Here is a 22,837-nt window from a genome sequence, read left to right as displayed (position 1 = left end):
CCTTGGGCCCAGCGCGCACTACATCACCGCGCCGATTTGCCAGGGGACGAATTCAACGCCCCCAAAGCCAAGTTCCTCGCTTTTGGTTTTCTGACCCGAGGCGACGCGGATGAGCATTTCGAACAGCTCTTCGCCCTTGGCCTCGATGCTGATCCCGTCGGTCACGACGTCACCGCAGTTCAGGTCCATGTCCTCGGACATGCGCGCGTACATTTCGGAATTGGTGGCCAGCTTGATACAGGGCGTTGGTTGGTACCCTGAAACCGAGCCGCGCCCGGTGGTGAACACAATCAGGTTCGCGCCCGAAGCGACTTGGCCGGTAACCGAACAGGGATCAAAACCGGGGCTGTCCATGAAAACGAACCCGTGTTTGTCCACCCTCTCACCAAATTTATAGACGTCGCGCAGAGGGGCTGTGCCCCCTTTGGCGACCGCCCCCAGCGATTTCTCCAATATGGTCGTGAGGCCACCGCGCTTGTTGCCAGGGCTTGGATTGTTGTCCATCTCACCACCGTTGCGGGCGGTGTAATCCTCCCACCAGTGGATGCGGTCGATCAGCTTTTCACCGACCTCCACGGTCTCAGCACGGCGCGTCAGCAAGTGCTCTGCCCCGTAGATTTCCGAGGTTTCAGACAAGATCGTTGTACCGCCGTGGCGCACCAGCAGATCCGAGGCGTATCCCAAAGCCGGGTTTGCCGTTATCCCTGAATACCCGTCCGATCCCCCACACTGCATACCCACCGTGATGGCACTGATCGGCGCAGGCGCGCGTTCGGCCTGATCAGCCAACTCGGCGATACCGCGCAGCTCCTCCAGCCCCCGTTCGATGGTTCGCCGGGTTCCGCCCTCGTTCTGAATTGTCATGTAACGCAGGGCGCCGTCAGCGCGGATTGGTCGCCCGCCGACAAGGTCGGCCACTTGCATGACCTCACACCCCAGACCAATCAGCAGAATGCCTGCGAAATTCGGATGCTGCGCATACCCGGCCAGCGTCCGGAACAGGGTGGCATAGCCTTCATCGCTGGCGGACATGCCGCAGCCGGTTCCGTGCACAATTGGGACCACACCGTCAACATTGGGAAAGCTGTCCAACAGCCCGGATTTTTCCGCCGCCTCGGCAATGAAACGCGCCACAGACCCCGAGCAATTCACGGTGGTCAGAATCCCGATGTAATTGCGAGTGCCCACTTTGCCGTCGGACCTGTGGTAACCGTCGAACGTCCGCTCTTCGGTCAAGGCAGGCAGCGGAGCGTTGGCGCTTGCGTGCGCATAGTCCTGCTGATGCGCCCCCATGCCGAGGTTGTGCACATGGATATGCTCGCCCGGCGCGATATCGCACTTGGCCTGACCGATAATCTGACCGTAACGAATGATATTTTCCCCGGCTTGAATTGAGACCACGGCGATCTTGTGACCACGAGAGACTGATGCGGTCAGCGGCACGGGAACCAATGCGGGCTGCTCGCCTGCGTTCAGATCGCGCAATGCAATGACAACATTGTCTCGCGGGTTGAGCTTCACGACATCGCGCGTCGCCCCTTCCAAAACACTTATGCCGCTATGTGCTTGCATCTTTTCCCCGCTTGCTTGGCCCATGTTGCTAATCTCAAATTCACTACTTGTCAACTAACATGTTAGAATGCTAAATTACAAAACATGAGCAAGCAACAAGACATAAACGCTGCACTGCTGCCTGAGATCACGACAATCGAAGGGCCGCTTGCGCAGCGTGTTCACCACTCACTGAAACAGGCGATTCTATCGCTGGATTTTCCACCCGGCGCGAATCTCAGGAAGGCACCCGTGTGTGAAAGGCTGGGTGTTTCGCGCGCGCCTGTGGCCGACGCGATTGCACGTCTGGCGTCGGAAGGGTTGGTGGATGTGGTGCCGCAATCGGGCACCCGTGTGTCCTACTTTTCGATGGATGAAATCCGCGAAGGCGTCTTCCTCCGCGAAGCGCTGGAACTTGCGACCGTTGCAAAGGTTGCCCGCGACCTGACCGACGATCAGCGCAAAAGACTAAGCCGCAATATGCGCCTTCAGGAACTGCTGATCGAGGACGAGGATATACCGGGCTTTTATCAGGCCGATGAAGAGTTCCACGGCCTGCTGATGGAATTCACTGGCTTTCGTCGCCTCGCGGATGTGGCCCAAACCGTTTCCTTGCAGGTCAGTCGCGCTCGTATGCTGCTGCTGCCCACCCCCGGCCGGATCGCCGAGACTTTGGCAGAGCATCGGGCCATTTTCGAGGCAATCAGCAATCGCGATGAACAGGCTGCGCAGGATGCTATGCGCACCCACCTTGGACAATTGATGCCACGCATCGAACTGCTGGAACAGCAAAAGCCTCATTTGTTCAACCTTACACCACAACTGCACAGTGAGGCAGGATGACAGTTTCTCAGACAGAATTGCTGAACAATCGGACCGCGCGGCCTGTTCCATTGACCCGCATGGGGTTTGGCGGGGCGCCGTTGGGAAACCTGTATCGCAAAGTCTCGGATGAGGACGCGCAGGCGGCATTGCAGGCCGCTTATGACGCCGGCATCCGGTTTTTCGATACCGCGCCCCAATATGGGCTTGGTCGGTCAGAGCAACGGTTTGGGCAGGCGATTAGCCGGTTTGGTCGCGAAAACATTCAACTGTCGACCAAAATTGGCCGGCTGCTTTTGGATTGCGAACCGCATGAAGTGACACCCGAAGCTTTCGTCGATGTGCCGCAGAAACGGATCGTGTTCGACTACACTTACGACGGGGTCATGCGATCTTACGAGGCCAGCCGCGACAGAATTGGCGTGGCCAACTCTGACATTCTTCTGGTCCATGATGTCTGTGTCTTCAGTCAAGGCAGTCAGGAAGTGTCTGATGCCAAGGTCCGCGAGCTTTTTGATGGCGGCGGTTACAAGGCTTTGACCGAGTTGCGCGATGCAGGTGAAATCGCTGCAATTGGGGCGGGCGTAAACGAATGGCAGGTTTGCGAAAAACTGCTTGGACTCGGGGATTTCGACGGCTTCCTGCTGGCCGGGCGCTACACACTGCTGGAACAGGAAGCCCTCGACAGTTTCCTGCCACTTTGTGAGCAGCGCGATGTCGGCATTATCCTTGGAGGACCTTACAATTCGGGCATTCTCGCGACCGGAGCTGTACCAGGTGCCAAATACAACTACGCCGACGCGCCCGAGGATATACTCGAGCGGGTACGCAAGATCGAAGCCGTTTGCGCGGCGCACGATACTCCGCTGATCGCCGCGGCGTTGCAATTTGTTCTGGGTCATCCTTGCGTCAAAACCGTGGTACCGGGGGCCGTTAACGCATCCGAAGTCCAATCCAACGTCGCATTGATGGAGCGCGACATTCCCCCCGGCCTGTGGTCGGATCTGCGGTCCGAGGGCCTGATCCGTTCAGACGCGCCCCTGCCAAGCGAGGCTGCAAATGCTGCGTAACATCGACCCGATCCTTTCACCTGAACTTCTTTATACCCTCAGGGCCATGGGCCACGGGGACGAGATCGTTATTGCAGATGCGAATTTCCCCGGCTCCAGCAGCGGACCGGACTGCATCCGGGCCGATGGGTCTTCGGCCAGTGAAGTGCTGCAAGCTGTTTTATCCGTGATGCCGTTGGATACTTTCGTACCTGATCCGGCGTTGAGCATGCAGGTTGTGGGCGACCCCAAGGCAATTCCTGACGCAGTCGCGGACTTTCAGCGCATCATAGACGCAACCGCCGACAACCCAACCAAAGTACAGGGGCTGGAACGGTTTGCTTTCTACGCGCGGGCAGCGAACGCTTTTGCCATTGTTCAGACAGGCGAACGCAGGCTTTACGGCAACATCATCCTGAAAAAGGGTGTGATCGGATGAAGATCGATGCGCATCAGCATTTCTGGGCTTTGGCGCGTGGCGACTATGGCTGGTTGACGCCTGATCTGGACGCGATCTACCGGGATTTTACGCCGGACGATCTAATACCGCTGCTAAAAGCTGCCGAGATTGATGGCACGGTCCTTGTCCAGGCGGCACCCACAGTGGCCGAGACCGAATATATGCTCGCTCTGGCCGACCAGCATGCGTTCATCAAAGGTGTTGTGGGCTGGGTCGATTTTGAAGCCGCTGATGTGGACGCGCAGATTGCTGCCTTGGCCGTTCACCCGGCACTGGTTGGTCTTCGTCCGATGATACAGGACATTGCTGACCCTCTTTGGATGCTTGGCGATGGGCTTACACCAGCTTTTGAAGCGGTTCAGCAGTACGACCTGACATTCGATGCACTGACCTTACCCCAACATCTGGTCCCGCTCAGACAACTTCTTCAGCGCCACCCCGATATGAGTGCGGTAATGGACCATGGCTCAAAACCTTTGATCAAAGACGCGATCTTGGACGGCTGGTCCGAAGACATGTCGACATTGGCCCGAGAGACCAGTGCGTGGTGCAAGCTGTCCGGCCTCGTGACTGAGGCTTCCACAGACTGGACTGTTGAAGATCTGCGTCCCTACGTGGATCACCTACTTAACACCTTCGGCCCGTCGCGTCTGATTTGGGGCAGCGACTGGCCGGTTTGCAAATTGGCCAGCAGTTACGAGCGCTGGTGTGAGACAACCGACACGTTGCTGAACCAGCTAAACAGCACAGAACGCCAGGCGATCATGGGTGGCAATGCCGCCCGCGCCTATAACCTCAGGGATTGAAATGACCATATCCACATTGGATTCCAACGGGCTGTGGCTCGGCCGTATTGAGCGTGCCGGGGTCGGCCCCAGCGTGGTAACACTGCGTAATGGTCGGGTTGTCGATATCACATCTAAAACGGCTCCAACCGTCCGAGACATTCTGGAACGCGAAGACGCAGCGGATTACGTGCGCAACGCCCAAGGTGAAGATATCGGCCCATTAGACGCCGACCACCAATGGCTCGCACCGTGTGATCTGCAAGCGGTTAAAGCCTGCGGTGTCACATTTGCCGGATCCATGGTCGAACGTGTGATTGAAGAACAGGCTGCAGGCGATCCCGCCAAAGCTGACGCGATCCGGGCGCGCATCGGGGGCCGGATCGGGGACAGCCTCTCGAACATTGTTCCGGGATCGGACGCGGCGGCAGAGGTCAAAGAAGCACTGATCGCCGAAAGTCTCTGGAGTCAGTACCTTGAAGTCGGGATCGGCCCCGATGCCGAGGTTTTTTCCAAGGCGCAGGTCCTTTCATCAGTCGGGTTCGGTGCAGAAATCGGGCTTCACCCGATCTCGACATGGAACAACCCCGAACCCGAAATTGTTCTGGCCGTTACCTCACGGGGTGAGATCAAAGGCGCAACGCTGGGCAACGATGTGAACCTGCGCGACGTCGAAGGGCGTTCAGCTCTGTTGCTGAGCAAAGCCAAGGACAACAATGCCTCTTGCGCGATCGGGCCGATGATCCGATTGTTCGATGATGGGTTCACACTGGACGATGTACGGCAAGCCGAACTGACGCTGACCGTCACCGGACCGGATGGGTTTGTCCTGAACGGCAGCTCATCCATGTCCCAGATCAGCCGCGATCCTGCCGATCTTGTGGAGCAGACAATCGGACGTCACCACCAATATCCTGATGGGTTGATGCTGTTTCTCGGCACGCTCTTTGCTCCGACCCAGGACAGGGATACTCCGGGCGGTGGATTCACACACAAACTTGGCGACGTCGTAACCATCGCCAATGCACAACTTGGGGCGCTGACAAACACTGTGCGCCTGTCGACCGAATGCCCCAAATGGACCTTTGGGGCGTCACACCTGATGCGAAACCTTGCCCATCGCGGCCTGCTTTAAGTGAGAACGAACATGTTGACTGGAAAACACCTGATCGCTGGCGAATGGGTCGGCTCAGATGCGACTTTTGCGTCCGAACCCGCGCATGGACCAAGCCACGACTTTTCTGTCGGGACAGCGGCATTGGTCGATAGCGCAGTAGAAGCGGCCGAGGCGGCGTTTGCCACATTCGGGTGGTCCTCGCGATCCGAGCGCGCCGCGCTGCTACGCAAGATCGCAGATGAGATCGACGCGCGCGGGGATGCGATCACCGAGATTGGCACTCAGGAAACTGGCCTGCCCGAAGCGCGTCTGCAGGGTGAGCGTGGCCGTACCGTCGGCCAGCTGCGTCTCTTTGCCGATCACATCGAAGCGGGCGACTATCTGGACATGCGCCATGACCCGGCCATGCCGGATCGCGCGCCCTTGCCCCGCCCCGATCTGCGGATGATCCAGCGCCCGCTGGGTCCTGTTGCGGTGTTCGGCGCGTCGAACTTCCCGTTGGCTTTCTCGGTTTCCGGGGGCGATACCGCCGCGGCAATTGCCGCCGGATGCCCCGTTGTCGTCAAAGGCCATTCGGCCCATCCAGGCACAGGCGAGATCGTGGCTCAGGCCATTGACGCGGCCATCAAAGCAACAGGGGTTCATCCCGGAGTGTTTTCACTTGTTCAAGGCGGCAAACGCGATGTGGGCACGCGTTTGGTGCAGCATCCGCTGATCCGGGCGGTGGGCTTTACTGGCAGCCTTGCAGGTGGACGGGCGTTGTTCGATCTGTGCGCACAACGGGACGAACCCATCCCATTCTTTGGTGAACTGGGTTCGGTCAATCCAATGTTCATTCTGCCACAAGCTGCGGCTGCACGTGGGGCTCAGATCGGCACAGGCTGGGCGGCTTCGCTGACGATGGGTGCCGGTCAGTTCTGCACCAACCCCGGTATCGCTGTGATCATTGACGGTCCGGATGCCGACGCGTTTCAGTCGGCAGCCCAGACCGGGCTGTCTTCGGTCGCTGACCAGACAATGCTGACCGATGGTATTGCCGCAGCCTATCGGGACGGCGTTTCGCGTGTCGCCGCCGGAACAGGTGTTTCTCAAATTATGGGCGCCAGTTGCGCGACACGCGATGCGGCCCCTTACCTGTTCACTGTTTCCGGCGATAACTGGCTGGCCGACAAAAAACTGCAGGAAGAGGTTTTTGGCCCATTGGGCATCATCGTGCGTGTGAAAGACACCTCTCAGATGCAACAGATCGCGCGGGCCATCGAAGGGCAACTGACCTGCACGCTGCATCTGGACGCGGGTGACAAACCCGAGGCTCAGGCGCTGCTTCCGCTGCTGGAACGCAAGGCGGGTCGTCTGCTGGCCAACAGCTTCCCGACCGGCGTCGAAGTCTGCGATAGCATGGTTCACGGTGGCCCCTACCCTGCTTCGACCAACTTTGGCGCGACATCTGTAGGAACTCTGTCGATCCGCCGTTTCCTGCGGCCGGTTTGTTATCAGGACATCCCAACAGACCTGCTGCCCGAAAAACTGTGAGACACCAATGACAACTTTCAACCCATCCAACCGACTTGCAGGTAAGACCGCTCTGATTACAGCTGCAGGACAAGGCATCGGCCGTGCAACTGCCGAACTGTTCGCAATGGAAGGCGCACATGTGATTGCCAGCGACATCAACGATGTTTCGCTTGCCGAATTGGGCAGTATTGCGGGTATCGAGCCGCTGAAGCTGGACGTCACTGACAATGAAGCGGTGACAGCCGCCGTCGCCGACCTGCCGCACCTCGACGTTCTGTTTAACTGCGCGGGCTACGTCGCAGCAGGGTCAATTCTCGAGTGCCCAGAGAAGGATTGGGATTTCAGTTTCGACCTCAACGTCAAGGCCATGTTCAGACTGATCAGACTGACTCTGCCAGGGATGCTGGAAAATGGTGGCGGATCGATCATCAATATGTCCTCGGTCGCATCGTCCATCAAAGGCGTTCCAAACCGGTTTGCCTATTGCGCGTCAAAAGCTGCGGTCATTGGCCTGACAAAATCCGTGGCAGCCGATTACGTCACGCAAGGCATTCGGTGCAACGCGATTTGCCCCGGGACCGTCGACAGCCCCAGCCTGCATGACAGGCTGCGCGCAACCGGAGATTATGAACAGGCAATGACCGATTTCATCGCCCGTCAACCGATGGGCCGAATTGGCACAGCGGACGAGATCGCGGAACTGGCACTGTACCTGGCCAGTGACGCCAGTAAATACACCTCGGGTCAGCCCTTTGCCATTGATGGCGGCTGGACGATCTAAACGGAAGGACCTTGCAATGAGACTGCTACGTTACGGCCCAACAGGGGCCGAGAAACCCGGTATTTTAGCGTCGGACGGCTCTGTTCGCGATCTATCCGGTGTGGTCGATGACATTTCGGGCGACGCTCTTGGCGATGCCGTTCTTGACAAATTGCGTGCACTCGATGTGGACAGCCTGCCAGCGGTGAATGGCGATACGCGCGTCGGTCCCTGCGTTGGCAATGTCGGCAAATTTGTTTGCATAGGTCTGAACTATGCGGATCACGCGGCAGAAAGCGGCATGGAATTACCAGCTGAGCCGGTGATTTTCTTCAAGGCCACCTCTGCCATCATTGGACCCAACGACACGGTCGAAATCCCGCGCGGGTCGGTCAAAACCGACTGGGAGGTGGAACTGGGCGTCGTCATCGGCAAAGAGGCCAAATACGTCTCCGAGGCCGAAGCCATGAGCCACGTCGCTGGATACTGCGTGGTCAACGATTTGTCCGAGCGGGACTTTCAGCTTCATCGCTCGGGCCAGTGGGTCAAAGGAAAATCCGCAGACACGTTCGGCCCGATTGGCCCTTGGCTTGTGACACGTGACGAAGTGCCTGATCCTCAAAACCTGGCGATGTATCTTGAGGTGAACGGGCACCGCTATCAGGACGGGTCGACCAAAACGATGCATTTTGGCGTTGCAACGGTGGTCTCACACCTGTCGCAGTTCATGTCGCTGCAGCCCGGGGACGTGATCTCAACAGGAACGCCTCCGGGTGTTGGTATGGGCCAGAACCCTCAGACCTATTTGAAACCCGGTGACAAGATGGAACTTGGCATCGAAGGTTTGGGCGTACAGCGACAGGACGTTGTGGCCGGGTAATCCAAAAGCGTCCAGCGGCACCCAAAACATTCGTTCAAGTAAACCCCGGACCACGCGTTCGGGGTTTTGTCTTTTCATAATCAAATTCGATTGCTTGCCTCGGCGAACTGGGCGGGCCCGGCATATCCCGACTGAAGCGAGACAGACCTTAATGCTTAATTTTTAGACTACATGCTGCGGGTGTGTTCAAAAATTGAGCTTCCCGGACGAGCTTTGATCAAAAAACAGCCCATGCGGATAGAGTTTCGACACCCAAGCGGTGAAAAACGCCTGATGTTCACGACGTGAAAGCCGCAGCCATCAATCAGTTCGCCCCCATACCGCCTGCGTCACATGCGACGCCGCCGCGCGCCGAAGGGCGGGTTACACTGTCCGCCAAGCTGTTTCGGGGGCGCAGCGTAATCGATCGTCTGCGGCAGGCGGGTTCGTTCAAATGCCTATTTCCACGGGGACACGACCCCCATCTAAATGCGGTGCTTTTGAACACGGCCGGAGGAGTAACCGGCGGCGACGCGTTCCACTTTTCGGGCCACGCCGGTGATGGCACGGGCCTGACACTAACAACTCAGGCCTGTGAACGGGCGTACAAAGCAAAACCCGGTCAGACGGCGCGGATCGTCAACACCCTGAGCGTCGGGCCACAGGCGCGACTGAACTGGCTGCCGCAAGAGACGATCCTGTATAATGGCAGCGCGTTGACACGGCGCTTGCAGATTGATCTGGCCAAGGATGCGTCGGCGCTCATAGTCGAGCCTTTGATCTTTGGCCGCGCGGCGATGGGCGAGACACTGACCGACATCCGCCTGAGCGATTGGATCGAGATTAGGCGCGACGGGGTCATGGTGTTTCTGGACGCCACCCGTTTCACCGGCGACCTGGCCGCTCATCTGGCCAAACCCCATATCGCCAATGGCGCGGGTGCCATGGCACTGGTCGCGCTTGCCTCCCCTACTGCCGAGAGCCAACTGGTCCCGATCCGCAAGATGTTGCCCGAAACAGCCGGGGCCAGCCTGGTCTGGCCCAACCTGCTGGTGATCCGGTTGCTGGCCAAAAACGGTTTCACCCTCCGCAAAAGCCTGTTGCCCCTGTTGCGGCGACTGAACACCGACACATTACCCCGATGCTGGATGCTCTGACATGAACCTGACACCGCGTGAGAAAGACAAACTGCTGGTCTCCATGGCCGCCGAGGTCGCCCGCAAACGGCTGGCTCGCGGCGTCAAACTGAACCACCCCGAGGCCATCGCCCTGATCACCGACGCCGTGGTCGAAGGCGCGCGCGATGGCCGGTCTGTCGCTGACATGATGCAGGCCGGGGCCGAAGTGATCACCCGAGACCAATGCATGGAGGGCGTGCCCGAAATGATCCACGAGGTGCAGGTCGAGGCCACTTTCCCCGATGGCACCAAACTTGTGACCGTCCACAATCCCATTCGCTAAGAAAGGACCACAGATATGACACGTATGCTTTTCCCCGCCCTGATCCTTGCTGGCCCCGCTGCGGCCCATACGGACACACATATCCACGCTCATGCCACAGACTACGCCGCGTTGAGCGTTGGCCTTGCTGTTATCGCGCTGGCCGCACTGGTCGTGATCACGAAGCTTCCGAAATGATTCCTGGCGAGATCATACCTGCCAAAGGTTCACTGACGCTCAATGCAGGGCGCAGCAGTCGTCTTGTTGTTGTCGCCAATTCGGGTGATCGACCGGTGCAGGTCGGCAGCCACTACCATTTTGCCGAAGCGAACTCTGCTTTGGAATTTGATCGGTATGTGGCCTTGGGGATGCGATTGGACATCCCGGCAGGCACTGCTGTGCGATTTGAACCGGGTCAAACGCGCGAAGTTATGCTGGTACCCTACGACGGGCGCCGCCACATCTATGGTTTCAATGCACATATTATGGGGGCTCTGAAAGATGCCGGGCAAGATCAGCCGGAGTGACTATGCCTCCATGTTCGGCCCAACGGTCGGCGACAAAGTACGATTGGCAGATACCGATCTGATTATCGAGGTCGAGAAAGACCTGATCGTCGAGCGCGCAACAGCTGCGCGTTTCAGCGAAACCGGCCACCGCGAAGACGTCTATGGCGAAGAGGTCAAATTCGGTGGAGGCAAGGTCATTCGAGACGGGATGGGGCAGTCTCAGGTCACACGCGCCGAAGGGGCGGTGGATACGGTGATCACCAACGCGCTGATCGTCGATCATTCCGGCATCTACAAAGCGGATGTTGGGCTGAAAGACGGGCGTATCGCCAAGATCGGCAAAGCCGGAAATCCCGATACGCAGCCCGGCGTCGACATCATCATCGGCCCTGGCACCGAGATCATCGCGGGCGAGGGTCGCATTCTGACCGCAGGCGGGTTCGACAGTCACATCCATTTTATCTGCCCACAACAGATCGAAGACGCGCTGCATTCCGGCCTGACCACGATGCTGGGCGGCGGCACCGGACCGGCGCATGGGACACTGGCGACCACCTGCACACCCGGCCCCTGGCATATCGGGCGGATGTTGCAGGCGGCGGACGCGTTTCCGATGAATCTGGCCTTCGCCGGTAAAGGCAACGCCTCATTGCCCGCAGCACTTGAAGAACAGGTCAAAGCCGGTGCTTGTGCCCTGAAACTGCACGAAGACTGGGGTACGACCCCCGCCGCCATCGATTGCTGTTTGTCGGTCGCTGATGCTATGGATGTGCAGGTGATGATCCACACCGATACGCTCAATGAATCGGGCTTTGTTGAGAACACCGTAGCCGCCATGAAAGGCCGCACAATCCATGCGTTCCACACCGAAGGCGCAGGCGGCGGCCACGCCCCGGACATCATCAAGATCTGCGGTGAAAATCACGTTCTGCCGTCCTCGACCAATCCCACGCGGCCCTTCACCGTAAACACGGTCGAGGAACATCTGGATATGCTGATGGTCTGTCACCATCTCGACAAATCCATCCCCGAGGACGTGGCCTTTGCCGAAAGCCGCATTCGGCGCGAGACTATAGCGGCCGAGGATATCCTGCACGACATGGGGGCTTTCTCGATCATCGCGTCTGACAGTCAGGCCATGGGCCGCGTCGGAGAGGTCTTGATCCGCACCTGGCAAACTGCGGACAAGATGAAGAAGCAGCGCGGGCGACTGCCCGAGGAAACCGGTGAGAACGACAATTTTCGCGTCCGTCGTTACATCGCGAAATACACCATCAACCCCGCCATTGCCCATGGCCTGAGCCACGAGATCGGAAGTATCGAGGAAGGTAAACGCGCTGATCTTGTTCTTTGGAATCCTGCTTTCTTCGGGGTGAAACCAGAGATGGTTTTGCTGGGTGGCACAATTGCCTGCGCGCAGATGGGGGATCCGAACGCATCGATCCCTACGCCGCAGCCAGTTTACAGTCGCCCTATGTTCGGCGCGTATGGGCGATCGGTAGAAAACTCGGCGATCACTTTTGTCTCGCAAGCAGCCTATGCAGACGGGCTTGGTGATACACTGGGATTGGCAAAAAAGACCGTCGCCGTCCAAAACACGCGAGAGATTGGCAAACAGGATCTTTTGCTGAACGACACGACGCCTCATGTCGAAGTCGACCCTGAAACCTACGAGGTCCGGGCAGATGGCGAATTGCTGACCTGCCAACCCGCCGAAACGCTGCCAATGGCGCAACGATACTTTTTATTCTGACCAATAATTGTGCTGCGTTGCGGCACACGCAAGGCGGAAATGACCAAACACTATCTACTGAGTGAGGCCGATATGACAAATATTAAACCCCATGGGAGGACCAACGTTTACGAGGGTCCAAATGGCACATTCAACAACACATACGACCGCGCGCTTTTCGCTGCCCGGTTTGATCGCATCCGTCGGGTCGTCGATTTACTCGGCTCTGACCAGGCTAGCCGAAGCCCAATCACGCGTCCGGCAAGTCGAATTCCTGCAATCGCTCAGCGACGAGGAATTGAAAAAACGCGGTCTGACACGCGAACGGATCGTGCACCGGGTCTTTGCGGATTCAATCTGGCTCTGACCAACACTTCTACAGAGGAGGTTATGGTATGACCGCCCTGCTCTGTACTGCGCATCGTTATTCGGATCACACGCATGGCGATCCGGCAGATTGCTTGTCTTTGACTTACGATGACCGGTTTTTGCGCCGCAAGGTTCTGACCTGTGAAAGCGGTGAACAGATCCTTATCGATCTGGCACAAACGACGTCGTTGAACCACGGCGGCGCATTGGTTCTAGATGATGGGCGCGAAGTGGAGATACAGGCCGCACCCGAAGCGTTGCTTGAAGTAAATGCCCCGGATCTGACGCGTATCGCATGGCATATCGGCAATCGCCACACGCCCTGCCAGATCGAAAAGGATCGACTTTTGATTCAGGTCGATCACGTTATCCGGGACATGCTGTTGAAAATTGGTGCATCGGTAAAAGAAGTGCATGAACCGTTCACCCCCGAAGGCGGAGCTTATGGCCACGGCAGGACCCATGGCCACACCCACTGACGCGGACATTCTGACGCTGACCCAATGGTTGTCTCCTGCCTATCCTGTCGGGGGATTTGCCTATTCGCACGGGCTGGAGGCGGCGATTGACGCGGGAACTGTCGCGAATTCTCGGGATACCGAAGCCTGGATTTCAGATGTGCTTGAACATGGCTCTGGGTGGAATGACGCGTTGTTTCTGGTGGCTGCGTACAATGCGCAGGACCAAGATGAGCTCATCAATACCGATAGCATCGCGCGGGCTTTTTGCGCGACATCCGAAAGGCTTATGGAAACCGATCTACTGGGTCAGGCATTCGGAAATGTCACGAAGGGCGTTTGGGAACTGGACCTTGGACAGTTCACATATCCGGTCTCTGTCGGTCAGGCTGCAAGATTACAAAACCTTCCTGTTGCGCTAACAACCAAGATGTTTCTGCAAGCATTCGCAAGTAACCTTGTCGCCTGTGCAACTCGCCTCGTGCCGCTGGGGCAAACTGATGCCCAAAGCGTGATCCGCCAGTTGACGCCGCTGTGCGCTCAGGTTGCTGCAAGGGCACAAAAGGCGTGTCTGGACGAATTGGGCTCTACCGCGTTCCTGGCAGATCTGGCGTCCATGAAACACGAAACACAGTATTCGAGGATCTTTCGCACATGACCAGTATTAACGGCCCACTTCGCGTCGGTATCGGAGGCCCGGTCGGAGCCGGAAAAACCACTTTGACCGCTGCTTTGTCCGAAGCACTGCGTGATGTTTGTTCTGTGGGTGTTATCACCAATGATATTTACACGCAGGAAGACGCCGAGGCACTGATGCGCATGCAAGTTTTGCCGCGGGACAGGATCATCGGCGTTGAAACCGGCGGTTGCCCTCATACTGCAATTCGCGAAGATGCCTCGATCAATTTGGCGGCCGTTGCTGAAATGCAGACACGCCACCCCGATCTCGACGTGGTGTTGATTGAAAGCGGTGGCGACAATCTGTCGGCCACATTCAGCCCGGAACTGGCGGATTTAACCATCTACGTCATCGATGTCGCGGCGGGTGAGGAAATCCCCAGAAAAGGCGGACCGGCAATCACGAAATCGGACATCCTGATCATCAACAAAACCGATCTGGCGCCGCATGTTGGCGCTTCGCTGGAGGTTATGGAACGTGATGCTAAGAAAATGCGTAAAGGACGACCTTTCTTGTTCTCGTCGCTTCGACACAGAAATGGGGTCGACGCAATCGTGGATCTGCTGGTGAAAGGAGGAGGTCTGGGGATTTCGAAAGCCAAGTAATTCCGGTGACAAACAAACACAACTGTCCACGCATAAATCCGGCTCGAAATACCCCAGGCAAAATCATGGTGACATTTTCCGGATAGGTTCGGTCGCAGATTCTAGGCTCAGGACCCATTGATTTCCGCTGTACGGCGCGTTTCACGGCAGTGCAAAACGAAACGGTGGTTTGTCTGATCTATTCTGGCCAAACGGCGATTAGACGGCTGGTCTGGAGCCCTTTCTTCCAAATCCCAGGGTAAGCCTAAAGCTGATACCAACGACGGAACCGCCCCTCTCGGGACGGTACTGCGCGATGCACTGCCGGGCAATGATTTGAGATCATGTCCGGTAGGCTGAAGGATTGGTGGCGCGTAGCGATACGCCACGACGGATGCCCAAAGGTCTGTCCAGAAACCGTTCTCGCTTCGACCGTCATTTATTGGTTATGAAACCTGACCCAAACCAACGCAGCAGCAATAGACGTTGCCAAAATCGACGGTTGGTTCATCAAAATGACGACATGTCTTTTAATATCCATTCATTATTGTTTGGTTTCAAAATCTCTCAACACCCGGAATCCAAGTGCCGTGGTTTTACCCTCAGGTGGGTTGAAGCCACGCACAGAAAGGTTGGCTGGTTTGGGGAAGGTACACCAAGGAGCAAAATGGCATGAGATATGGTGGCAACGAGTCATCCAACCCTAAGCGAGTCGGGGTGGTCGAAATGATGCCGCGATTGCTCCGAGTCCAACGCCGAAGTGTAAAAGGCACACTTCGCCAGCCAGCTACGGACGACAAATTTGACCATCCGCGAGGGGTTGAGTTTTCTCCAACCGGACGGTTAAGCTCTGAGTCCCCAACAATTCAATTGCATGACCCTTTTCCGTGAAATCCTGTCTCAATGCTTCTGGGAGGTTCCAAGTTGGAAGAGTTTAGCAAAATTAACTTAGGTCTTCTGGCAGCTGTATTCATCTCACATGCACTGATTGCTACCCCTCTTGAAGCGCAGGAGGCCGCCCCGGTGACCTATGCGCTGGAAGCAAACGTGGTTTATGGACAGGGGGTCGTGACGAAAGAGGGTAAGGAGGTTTCGCGCGATTTGTGGATGGACATCTATCATCCGACAGAAGCCACGGCCATGCCGCGACCTGCTGTGATCCTCACCTTCGGCGGCGCATTCCATCGCGGCAGTCCGCGACTTACGTTTCAATCGGGTGGTGCTCAGGATACCTCGATGGGCAATTATTGCCGCCGTTTTGCCGCGCGGGGCTATACGTGCTTTGCAATCGATTATCGGCTGACACCCGAAGGGCCTGTGCCATCGGGTGAAGGTTATCAAACAGATTGGATCGCGCCAGACAGTCTGTTGCCACTATTGCCCCAAGCCAACCACATTCGGGGCACTATGGACCTGCCGCCGCTTGATTTCAGCATCCCCGAACAAGAGAAGGCAATGGTTGATGGTGTGATCTCGGCTGCCGAGGATTTGCGCGAAGCGGTACTGCATATCCAGGACTCCGCGACCACTTACAACATCGATCCGAACCGTATTGTACTTGGAGGGTTTTCCGCAGGCGCAGTGACGTCCTGGAATGTTGCACATGGTATGGGAGTTCCTGTCTCTGGTGTTTTTCTCCTCTCGGGCACAGACGCCGGGTTTGACGTGAACAAGGCGGTTACAGCTTCGTCAAACAGACCGCCGATCCTCATGTTCATGGGTCAGTATGATCTGCCGGGCGCGTTGTCTTCAGTTCCCCTCTTGGTCGCTCACTACGAAAATGTCGGCGTGGAGCATGAGTTTGCGTGGGTGCCGGGCTTTGGCCATTTCTATCCTGCTGGTGCAGCCAGTTTGGGCAGCGATGCCTTGAGCATGTCCGTGGAAGGACGGATCGCCGAGTTCCTCGAACGTGTTATCGGCAACGGGCGGTGACGCAGAGCTTAGTTGTTGTAGGTGGCGGTTGACTGTCGTTTGAACAATAGTCGCCTTGAGAAACGTCAGCTTTTGCACAGACTTTGACTTCTTCAGCAATCAAATTTCGCTATTGCAGTGAATATCTCCTCTGACGGACCGTACCGCGGTGACAATATTCGTTGTCCTAACTGACAATTCGACCCTTGTTCCAAGCTATGCGACGCGCGCGAAAGGCAGATAAGCTTGGTGTCTCCATGACTGGTGCTCCGATCCGCCAAGCTTTCCGTTAACGAAAGCCCGATGTTGATGCAGGCGTCATAACACAAGATGCAGCGCCGCCGCCGACGGCAGCAGTGAGCCCGTAAACGCACATTCGATTGGACAGAGTATGCCAAACGATGTGAGCCGAGGGGTTGCTAAGCATTAGTCGTGACCAACGAGAGTTCTTTGGCCTCAGTCCTCGGGAGTATACCAAATTGGCGACGTGTAAGCGCGTTCCTGTGTTGACGTGGGCACGTCGGCAGGCAATTCGTCTCCAAACCGAACGGCGTCGTAAATTGTCCACCTCGGCGTGGGGATTTCCAAGACGCGGGCATAGTAGAAAGCCCGCACTGAAGGATCGAATTCAGGGTCCGTCCAAACAGTGATCAGCTCTGGAGACCCTATCGAATTGGTGAACGTACCCGTTGCAACATCCACAGTGTTCCCTACTGCTGGAAGGTTACCGTCCGCATCGGGTTCTCGGTCTCCTGACCAAGCCACGTCATAAACCCGCTCTTCAGTTTCGCCGCTGGCATTTAACCAACCTTTCACGATCTGAACGCGGTCTAGATTGCCGGAGAACGGATCTTTCAGCGCGGCAACCAAGAATGTTGGTGCGTCTGCGCCTTCTGTCGCGTCTGCGAGGTCCCCACCCATCGGAACGCCTTTTTCGTATCCGATTTCTGCGGGCAAACGAGATCTTGCATCAGCTTCTGTAAAGTCCCAACCACCAAAGAAACGAACCGCGATGCGACTGCCGGTTGTCCCATAGACCTCTTTCCGCTCCATTGCATCGAATATTGCTTCGCGCGTGTTGTCCTGAGCCCAGACCGCTGCATAGCCAGAAGCTGCCATCTCCCATCCAAGAATTCTTGTTGCTTCAAACTCACCAACAACATGTTGCCAACGACCGGTCTCTGGTTCGACGCCAGAGTGTTTGCCAAAGAAATTGTCTTCTTCCGCCGTTGCCAAAGCCGTATGGCTGTCGGTCGATCCCACTACTCCGAATTTGTATGGATTGGTGCCGAGCTGAGCCTCTAGCTTGAGACCGTTCTTCAATGCCTCACGCGCATATTCATATTGGAGCATCCAGTCTTCTTTGGGCGTTGGACCCAGGTTGGATTTATCCCAAGTTTCATAGTCTGCGAACTCATCGTTAGGGCTTAGAAACGGATGTGTTTCTCCGTCACCTTTGATTTGGGTGATTTCGTACATTGGTTCCCACTTCGCGCGCCGTTCCGCATAGTCACCTGTCAACGGCTCACCCGTTTCCGGGTTGGTTTCGACCGGGAACATAAGACCGTTAGAGACGTTGCCGTTGTGGGCAAGGGCCAGCACACGCCCGCCAGTCTCTTGTTCATATGTTTCCATCCAGTCCCATAACCGTTCCGGATTAAAGGTTTCTGCGGTCGTGAAAGGCAGCATCTGCCGTGCGCGAATGGCATCATCCCGGTAGATCACGTTGCGGTGGAGGTTGTTGCCAGCTTCGGTGGACGTCCATTCATATCCAATGAACGCTGTGAATGTGCCGGGGGCGTTGTGATGATCCGCAGTTTGCGTGAACTCGTCCCAGACGGATTGTACGAACCTGCGATCTGAAACGGCTTCGGGAAGAGCGTCCCCGGTGATGCCAGCGAAGGTTTCGATAACTTCCATTGTTGCGCCAAGCGCGACGTCCCCCCCAGCGTTGAGGCGTTCGTGCCAGTCTCGAAGCGTCGGGTCACGCATCAGCGTGGAGTTCCCCGCAACGATCTCATTCATAGCGCCCATGGCGTCAGAGTGATCAGATACGACAAGCCAGTCGAGCGGTCGCGACAACTTCACGCGCAAACCGTGCGACGTGGTGACTTCCTCACCTCGCGCAAACCTATAGGCATCGTCGGGGCTCAGAATGACGCCAAATCCGCGGGCGTCGAGCGAGTTTGACGTGTGCAGGTGAGTGTCACCCCACAGAGGTCGTGTAGGAAAGTCTCGACCTGCATAGGGTGAGAAATCGGCGGGCGCGGGTTCACGCATATCATCGACCGATATGGTCATCTCTCCAACTTGCCCGCCTTGTGCGGCCTCTTGAGCATTTGAAGGGCTTGTTATGAATGCTGCGGAAACGATTGCTGTCGATGTCGTCAGAAAAAACTTCATTTGAACCTCCCAGCCGAGCTGAACGCCAGCCTATGGCAACATCTGAGTGGGCTGTTCGTCAAGGAAAACAAAGGTTTTTCTTAGTTGATCACAAGGGATCCCGGAGGAGATTCGATTGATCGCTGATTGTAGCTTCGCCCGTAACTTGACGCCCAGGTGCTGCTTCAAAGCTCTGTACCGAATGGTCGTTCTTGACGATTGGTGACTTGGTTCGTCAGTCTTGAGCACGTGATCTTGATCGGAGCCGCTGTCATGAAATGGTTTTCTCGCACATTCCTACTTTGCCTATCTCTTCTATTTGCCACGGTCGCTTCAGCTCAAGACAAACCCAACATCGTATTCATATTTCTAGATAATTTTGGCTGGGGCGAACCCGGATTCAATGGAGGCGGCATAATCCGTGGTACAGCGACCCCGGAGATGGACGACCTGGCCGCGGAAGGATTACGACTCACGAACTTCAACGTTGAAAGTCAATGCACGCCGTCCCGTGCAGCGACTATGACCGGTCGGTACGGCATTCGGAGTGGCAATCATACGGTGCCACTTGGAGGTGGCGTCTACGGTCTGACCCAGTGGGAAATCACAATGGCCGAGATGCTCAAGGAAGCAGGGTATAACACGGCCATGTATGGCAAATGGCACCTTGGCTGGACCGAGGGACGCTATCCAACGAATCAAGGATTCGACGAGTTTTACGGCGTTGAAACCACTGATGTCACAGTCTGGCGCTCGCTGCCGGGCTTTGCCGAAGCCAACATGGAAGAACCGGTTGTGATGCAGGGTGTTGCAGGTGAACCGGCGACAGTAGCGCGCGACTATGATCTGGATTATCGCGGCGAGATAGATGGCGACCTGACAAAGAAAGCCATTGATTTCATCGAAACCAAGAGCGGGGAAGATGCACCATTCTTCATCTATCTTGCCTATACGCAGACCCACTATCCAAACATCGTGTCCGAAGAATTTGATGGCGCTACGGGAAACGGCGTTTGGGCTGACATTCTGCTTCAAACAGATAGCTATATCGGACGCATCGTTGATGCGCTTGAGGATGCTGGTGTTTCCGACGAAACGGTGGTGATATTTACTGCTGACAACGGCCCCGAAGCTCTTCCGGTTGGAAACGCAAATGTCTCGCCGGTTCCTGCAGTACATGGTACAGCCGGGCCTTGGCGCGGTACTCTGTTTACCAGTCTCGAAGGAAGCATGCGCGTGCCTTTTGCGATCAAGTGGCCGGGGAAGATTCCCGCTGGTTCGGAAAGCAATGACGTTGTCCACTCGATGGACCTTTATCCAACACTGGCCGCGTTTGCAGGCGGCAAGGTGCCTGATGACAGGGCCTTTGATGGCATCGACCAGTCCAAGTTCTTTCTGGGCATCCAACCGCGTTCTAACCGAGAAGGCGTGATAGTCTACATGGGCGAGCAGATATTCGGCGTCAAATGGAAGGACTGGAAAGTCCTGTTCAAAGAGAACACAACGGCTTTTGGTGCGACGAAGTCTTTCGATACACCACGGGTCTACAATCTTCTGAATGATCCACACGAGCGTGAAAGCGTACTTTTCCCTTACACATGGGCGGTCGAAAAGGCGCTACCGCAGTTGCAGGAACACATCGCAACGTTCAAAGAACACCCTCCAATCCCACCCGGAACGCCGGATCCCTACGAACCTCCCAAAAACTGAATGGGACGACGCGCCGACAACCGCGAATGGGATCACTGGGGCGACAACGGCGTCTGTTCTGGGCAATGACACGCTGAACGGGTCTGTTCTGAACCCGGCGGATGTCTTACTGGGCACCTCAGGCACTGCGAAGGACGACGTAACAACGCTGGGTCTGGACGTGACCCCGGTGGCGGGCTCGGTAACGATGAACGCGGCGGGCGAGATCATCGTGGCTCCGGGAACGTATGTCTTCACCTACGAGATCTGTGAGACGTTGAACCCGACGAACTGCGACACGGCGCAGGCAACGGTTGTAGTGGATGCGGCGGTGATCGACGCGGTGGACGACGCGTCGACGGCGGTGAATGGGATCACACGCACAACGACGGCTTCGGTTCTGGGCAACGACATGTTGAACGGATCGGTTCTGAACCCTGCGGACATTTCGCTGGGCACCTCGGGCACGGCGAATGACGGCGTAACAACGCTGGGTCTGGACATGACCCCTGCGGCGGGCTCGGTGACGATGAACGCGGCGGGCGAGATCGTGGTGGCGCCGGGCACGTCAGCGGGCACATATGTCTTTACCTATGAAATCTGCGAGACGCTGAACCCGACCAACTGCGACACGGCGCGTATCAGTGTGGAAGTGTCGAACCCATCGCTGATCGACGAGATTGCCGAGGACCTGATTGCAGTTCTGGAGGATGATCGCGACACGACCGTCGAATTGCAAAGCCAGCAGGCTCGTGATTTTGCCACTGGCGCACTGGATCGCCTCAGACAACGCAGCGCGCGTCAATGTGCGGCCGCCGTGAACGATCATCTGAACGACAGACCGATCCTGTTTGATACCGACAAGGCGCTCATCAAACCGGAAAGCGACCCCATTCTGGATGAGATCGCCGAGATTCTAGGAAGCTGTGAAGGCAGTGCCTTCGAGATTGCAGGTCATACCGACAGCGACGCACCGGATGCGTATAATCTGTCGCTCAGCCAACGGCGGGTCGATGCGGTTTTGCAAGCTTTGAAAGGCCGTGGCGTGGACACCGTCGGGTATCGCGCACGCGGCTATGGCGAAAGCCGTCCGATTGACACAAACGCGACGGCACAAGGCAAGGCACGCAATCGTCGGGTCGAGTTTGTTCCGATCGAAGCGCAGGAACAGTACGACACCTGCAAGAACACAAGGGACCGGGACCATACCTTCAACCTGCAGGCCAACGGCTCGGACGTGACGATAGATGGTGGGTTGTTCCACCAGAATTACAACTGCGCGCGCGATATATGGGAAACCATCGAGGGCTCATTGAACTTCCTCGAGACCGATAGCGGCCTGTCACAAACCCTGTTGAACCTGTCCTACCGTCGCGAGCGCATTGTCAGCGACAACAGGGTACACGGTTACTTTGTCGGGATTTATGGAAGCACCGGCGACGTGACCAGCAGGGCAAATGGCGAAATCCAGGGCTTTGGTATCAATGCCGGTGTCTTCGGTGCGAACCGGTTCAACAACGGTCTGTATCTCGACTATTATCTGGGTGGTGCCGTCGGCCGTCACGAATTTGATCTGGATTTCCAAAGAAGCTTTGGCACCATCGCGGCATCCGGCGATTACAGGTATTTTGCCGGGTTCGCGGGTGTAGCCCTTTCGGGTGAGATCGAACGGGAAGTCTATCGTTTCGTACCGCGCGCGGGGATCGACTATGCCTATTCGCCTTCGGTAGACGTGGATGTGGTTGCACGGTTCCAAAGCATTTCGGAATCGGGGTTGGTCGAGCTGGCCTCGCTGACCAACACGCGGCTCTTTGCAGAACTGAGGATCGAGCGTGAGGTGAACAGCGGCGCATCGCTTCTCGCCTTCACCCCGGTCGTGGCTTGCTACGCCTCGTCGGGAAACTTCGACAATGCCTGTAACATTGGCGCCGAGCTTGAATATGAAAGCTTCAATGAAACGGCAAATGGCTGGCAGCATGGCGTTCGCATCAGCGGGGAGCGTGGAGACGGCTTCACGGCCCTGTCCGTTGCCGCCGACGTGTCGCGGCGATTGCATGTGGGGCAGGTCAGCGCCCGCGCCGGTGTAGATGCGGCAGGGTATTTGAGCCTGGGCGGTGAGTATGAGCTGAAGTTCTGATACCGCGGGGCATGAAGTGTCCTTGGGCT

Annotated in this window: 21 protein-coding genes and 1 pseudogene; 20 read left to right on the top strand and 2 right to left on the bottom strand. The window is 56.8% G+C overall.

The annotated features are described in order from the left end of the window. Window positions 1–18: 18 nt before the first annotated feature. Window positions 19–1,572, bottom strand: coding sequence for a UxaA family hydrolase (locus ACR3EH_RS19575; RefSeq protein ID WP_171187304.1), 1,554 nt, complete (start codon window positions 1,570–1,572; stop codon window positions 19–21). An 84-nt stretch (window positions 1,573–1,656) separates the two neighbouring features. On the opposite strand from ACR3EH_RS19575, the gene ACR3EH_RS19570 reads away from it, so the two are divergent. The 18 genes from ACR3EH_RS19570 to ACR3EH_RS19485 all read left to right on the top strand — a co-directional run bounded on the left by ACR3EH_RS19570 (window position 1,657) and on the right by ACR3EH_RS19485 (window position 16,621). Continuing rightward, a complete protein-coding gene (locus ACR3EH_RS19570; protein ID WP_171095461.1) occupies window positions 1,657–2,394 on the top strand; it encodes a GntR family transcriptional regulator in 738 nt (245 codons plus the stop codon). Beyond that, window positions 2,391–3,443, top strand: coding sequence for an aldo/keto reductase (locus tag ACR3EH_RS19565; RefSeq protein WP_171095459.1), 1,053 nt, complete (start codon window positions 2,391–2,393; stop codon window positions 3,441–3,443). Before ACR3EH_RS19570 ends, ACR3EH_RS19565 begins: the two co-directional genes overlap by 4 nt. Next, window positions 3,433–3,861: an RbsD/FucU family protein gene (locus ACR3EH_RS19560; protein ID WP_171095457.1), complete on the top strand. Its 429-nt coding sequence runs from the start codon at window positions 3,433–3,435 to the stop codon at window positions 3,859–3,861. Before ACR3EH_RS19565 ends, ACR3EH_RS19560 begins: the two co-directional genes overlap by 11 nt. Next, window positions 3,858–4,688, top strand: a complete 831-nt coding sequence (locus tag ACR3EH_RS19555; RefSeq protein ID WP_171187302.1) for an amidohydrolase family protein — start codon at window positions 3,858–3,860, stop codon at window positions 4,686–4,688. Before ACR3EH_RS19560 ends, ACR3EH_RS19555 begins: the two co-directional genes overlap by 4 nt. A 1-nt stretch (window position 4,689) precedes the next feature. Next, window positions 4,690–5,802, top strand: a complete 1,113-nt coding sequence (locus ACR3EH_RS19550; RefSeq protein ID WP_171187300.1) for a fumarylacetoacetate hydrolase family protein — start codon at window positions 4,690–4,692, stop codon at window positions 5,800–5,802. 12 nt (window positions 5,803–5,814) lie between these two features. Then, window positions 5,815–7,317: an aldehyde dehydrogenase (NADP(+)) gene (locus ACR3EH_RS19545; protein ID WP_171676209.1), complete on the top strand. Its 1,503-nt coding sequence runs from the start codon at window positions 5,815–5,817 to the stop codon at window positions 7,315–7,317. A gap of 7 nt (window positions 7,318–7,324) precedes the next feature. Then, the gene (locus tag ACR3EH_RS19540; protein WP_171676207.1) at window positions 7,325–8,080 is read left to right on the top strand and encodes an SDR family oxidoreductase; all 756 of its coding nucleotides are present in this window, start codon (window positions 7,325–7,327) and stop codon (window positions 8,078–8,080) included. A gap of 16 nt (window positions 8,081–8,096) precedes the next feature. Further along, entirely contained in the window at window positions 8,097–8,939 is an 843-nt protein-coding gene (locus ACR3EH_RS19535) for a fumarylacetoacetate hydrolase family protein (protein WP_171670967.1), read from the top strand. A gap of 284 nt (window positions 8,940–9,223) precedes the next feature. Beyond that, window positions 9,224–10,075, top strand: coding sequence for an urease accessory protein UreD (locus tag ACR3EH_RS19530; RefSeq protein ID WP_371810735.1), 852 nt, complete (start codon window positions 9,224–9,226; stop codon window positions 10,073–10,075). 1 nt (window position 10,076) lies between these two features. Continuing rightward, window positions 10,077–10,379: an urease subunit gamma gene (locus tag ACR3EH_RS19525; RefSeq protein ID WP_171676205.1), complete on the top strand. Its 303-nt coding sequence runs from the start codon at window positions 10,077–10,079 to the stop codon at window positions 10,377–10,379. 15 nt (window positions 10,380–10,394) lie between these two features. After that, window positions 10,395–10,556, top strand: a complete 162-nt coding sequence (locus ACR3EH_RS19520) for a hypothetical protein (RefSeq protein ID WP_171676203.1) — start codon at window positions 10,395–10,397, stop codon at window positions 10,554–10,556. After that, window positions 10,553–10,885, top strand: a complete 333-nt coding sequence (locus tag ACR3EH_RS19515; protein WP_171676201.1) for an urease subunit beta — start codon at window positions 10,553–10,555, stop codon at window positions 10,883–10,885. The genes ACR3EH_RS19520 and ACR3EH_RS19515 overlap by 4 nt, the downstream gene beginning before the upstream one ends. Then, window positions 10,860–12,620 (top strand): urease subunit alpha, encoded by a 1,761-nt coding sequence (ureC, locus tag ACR3EH_RS19510; protein ID WP_171676199.1) that lies wholly within the window; start codon window positions 10,860–10,862, stop codon window positions 12,618–12,620. The genes ACR3EH_RS19515 and ureC overlap by 26 nt, the downstream gene beginning before the upstream one ends. 121 nt (window positions 12,621–12,741) lie before the next feature. After that, complete coding sequence (locus ACR3EH_RS19505; protein WP_171647951.1) at window positions 12,742–12,966, top strand: hypothetical protein; 225 nt, start codon at window positions 12,742–12,744, stop codon at window positions 12,964–12,966. A gap of 28 nt (window positions 12,967–12,994) precedes the next feature. Then, complete coding sequence (gene ureE / locus ACR3EH_RS19500) at window positions 12,995–13,447, top strand: urease accessory protein UreE (RefSeq protein ID WP_171095435.1); 453 nt, start codon at window positions 12,995–12,997, stop codon at window positions 13,445–13,447. After that, entirely contained in the window at window positions 13,413–14,084 is a 672-nt protein-coding gene (locus ACR3EH_RS19495) for an urease accessory protein UreF (protein WP_480634854.1), read from the top strand. The genes ureE and ACR3EH_RS19495 overlap by 35 nt, the downstream gene beginning before the upstream one ends. After that, entirely contained in the window at window positions 14,081–14,710 is a 630-nt protein-coding gene (ureG, locus tag ACR3EH_RS19490) for an urease accessory protein UreG (RefSeq protein WP_171676195.1), read from the top strand. Before ACR3EH_RS19495 ends, ureG begins: the two co-directional genes overlap by 4 nt. A gap of 903 nt (window positions 14,711–15,613) precedes the next feature. After that, window positions 15,614–16,621, top strand: a complete 1,008-nt coding sequence (locus ACR3EH_RS19485; protein WP_171676193.1) for an alpha/beta hydrolase — start codon at window positions 15,614–15,616, stop codon at window positions 16,619–16,621. 435 nt (window positions 16,622–17,056) lie between these two features. Here ACR3EH_RS19485 and ACR3EH_RS19480 read toward each other — a convergent pair whose 3' ends face one another. Beyond that, window positions 17,057–19,003 (bottom strand): DUF3604 domain-containing protein, encoded by a 1,947-nt coding sequence (locus ACR3EH_RS19480; protein ID WP_171187279.1) that lies wholly within the window; start codon window positions 19,001–19,003, stop codon window positions 17,057–17,059. 252 nt (window positions 19,004–19,255) lie between these two features. Here ACR3EH_RS19480 and ACR3EH_RS19475 point away from each other — a divergent pair. Together ACR3EH_RS19475 and ACR3EH_RS19470 are read left to right on the top strand one after the other, a co-directional pair. Further along, window positions 19,256–20,509, top strand: a pseudogene (locus ACR3EH_RS19475) (sulfatase-like hydrolase/transferase); the annotation flags it as partial. Window positions 20,510–20,555: 46 nt separating this feature from the next. After that, a complete protein-coding gene (locus ACR3EH_RS19470; protein WP_216601662.1) occupies window positions 20,556–22,808 on the top strand; it encodes an OmpA family protein in 2,253 nt (750 codons plus the stop codon). The last annotated feature ends 29 nt before the right edge of the window (window positions 22,809–22,837 follow it).

The sequence above is a fragment of the Ruegeria sp. BG7 genome (assembly GCF_056535685.1).
Note: the sequence above shows the minus strand (reverse complement) of the source record. Positions and strands in the feature narration are given on the sequence as shown.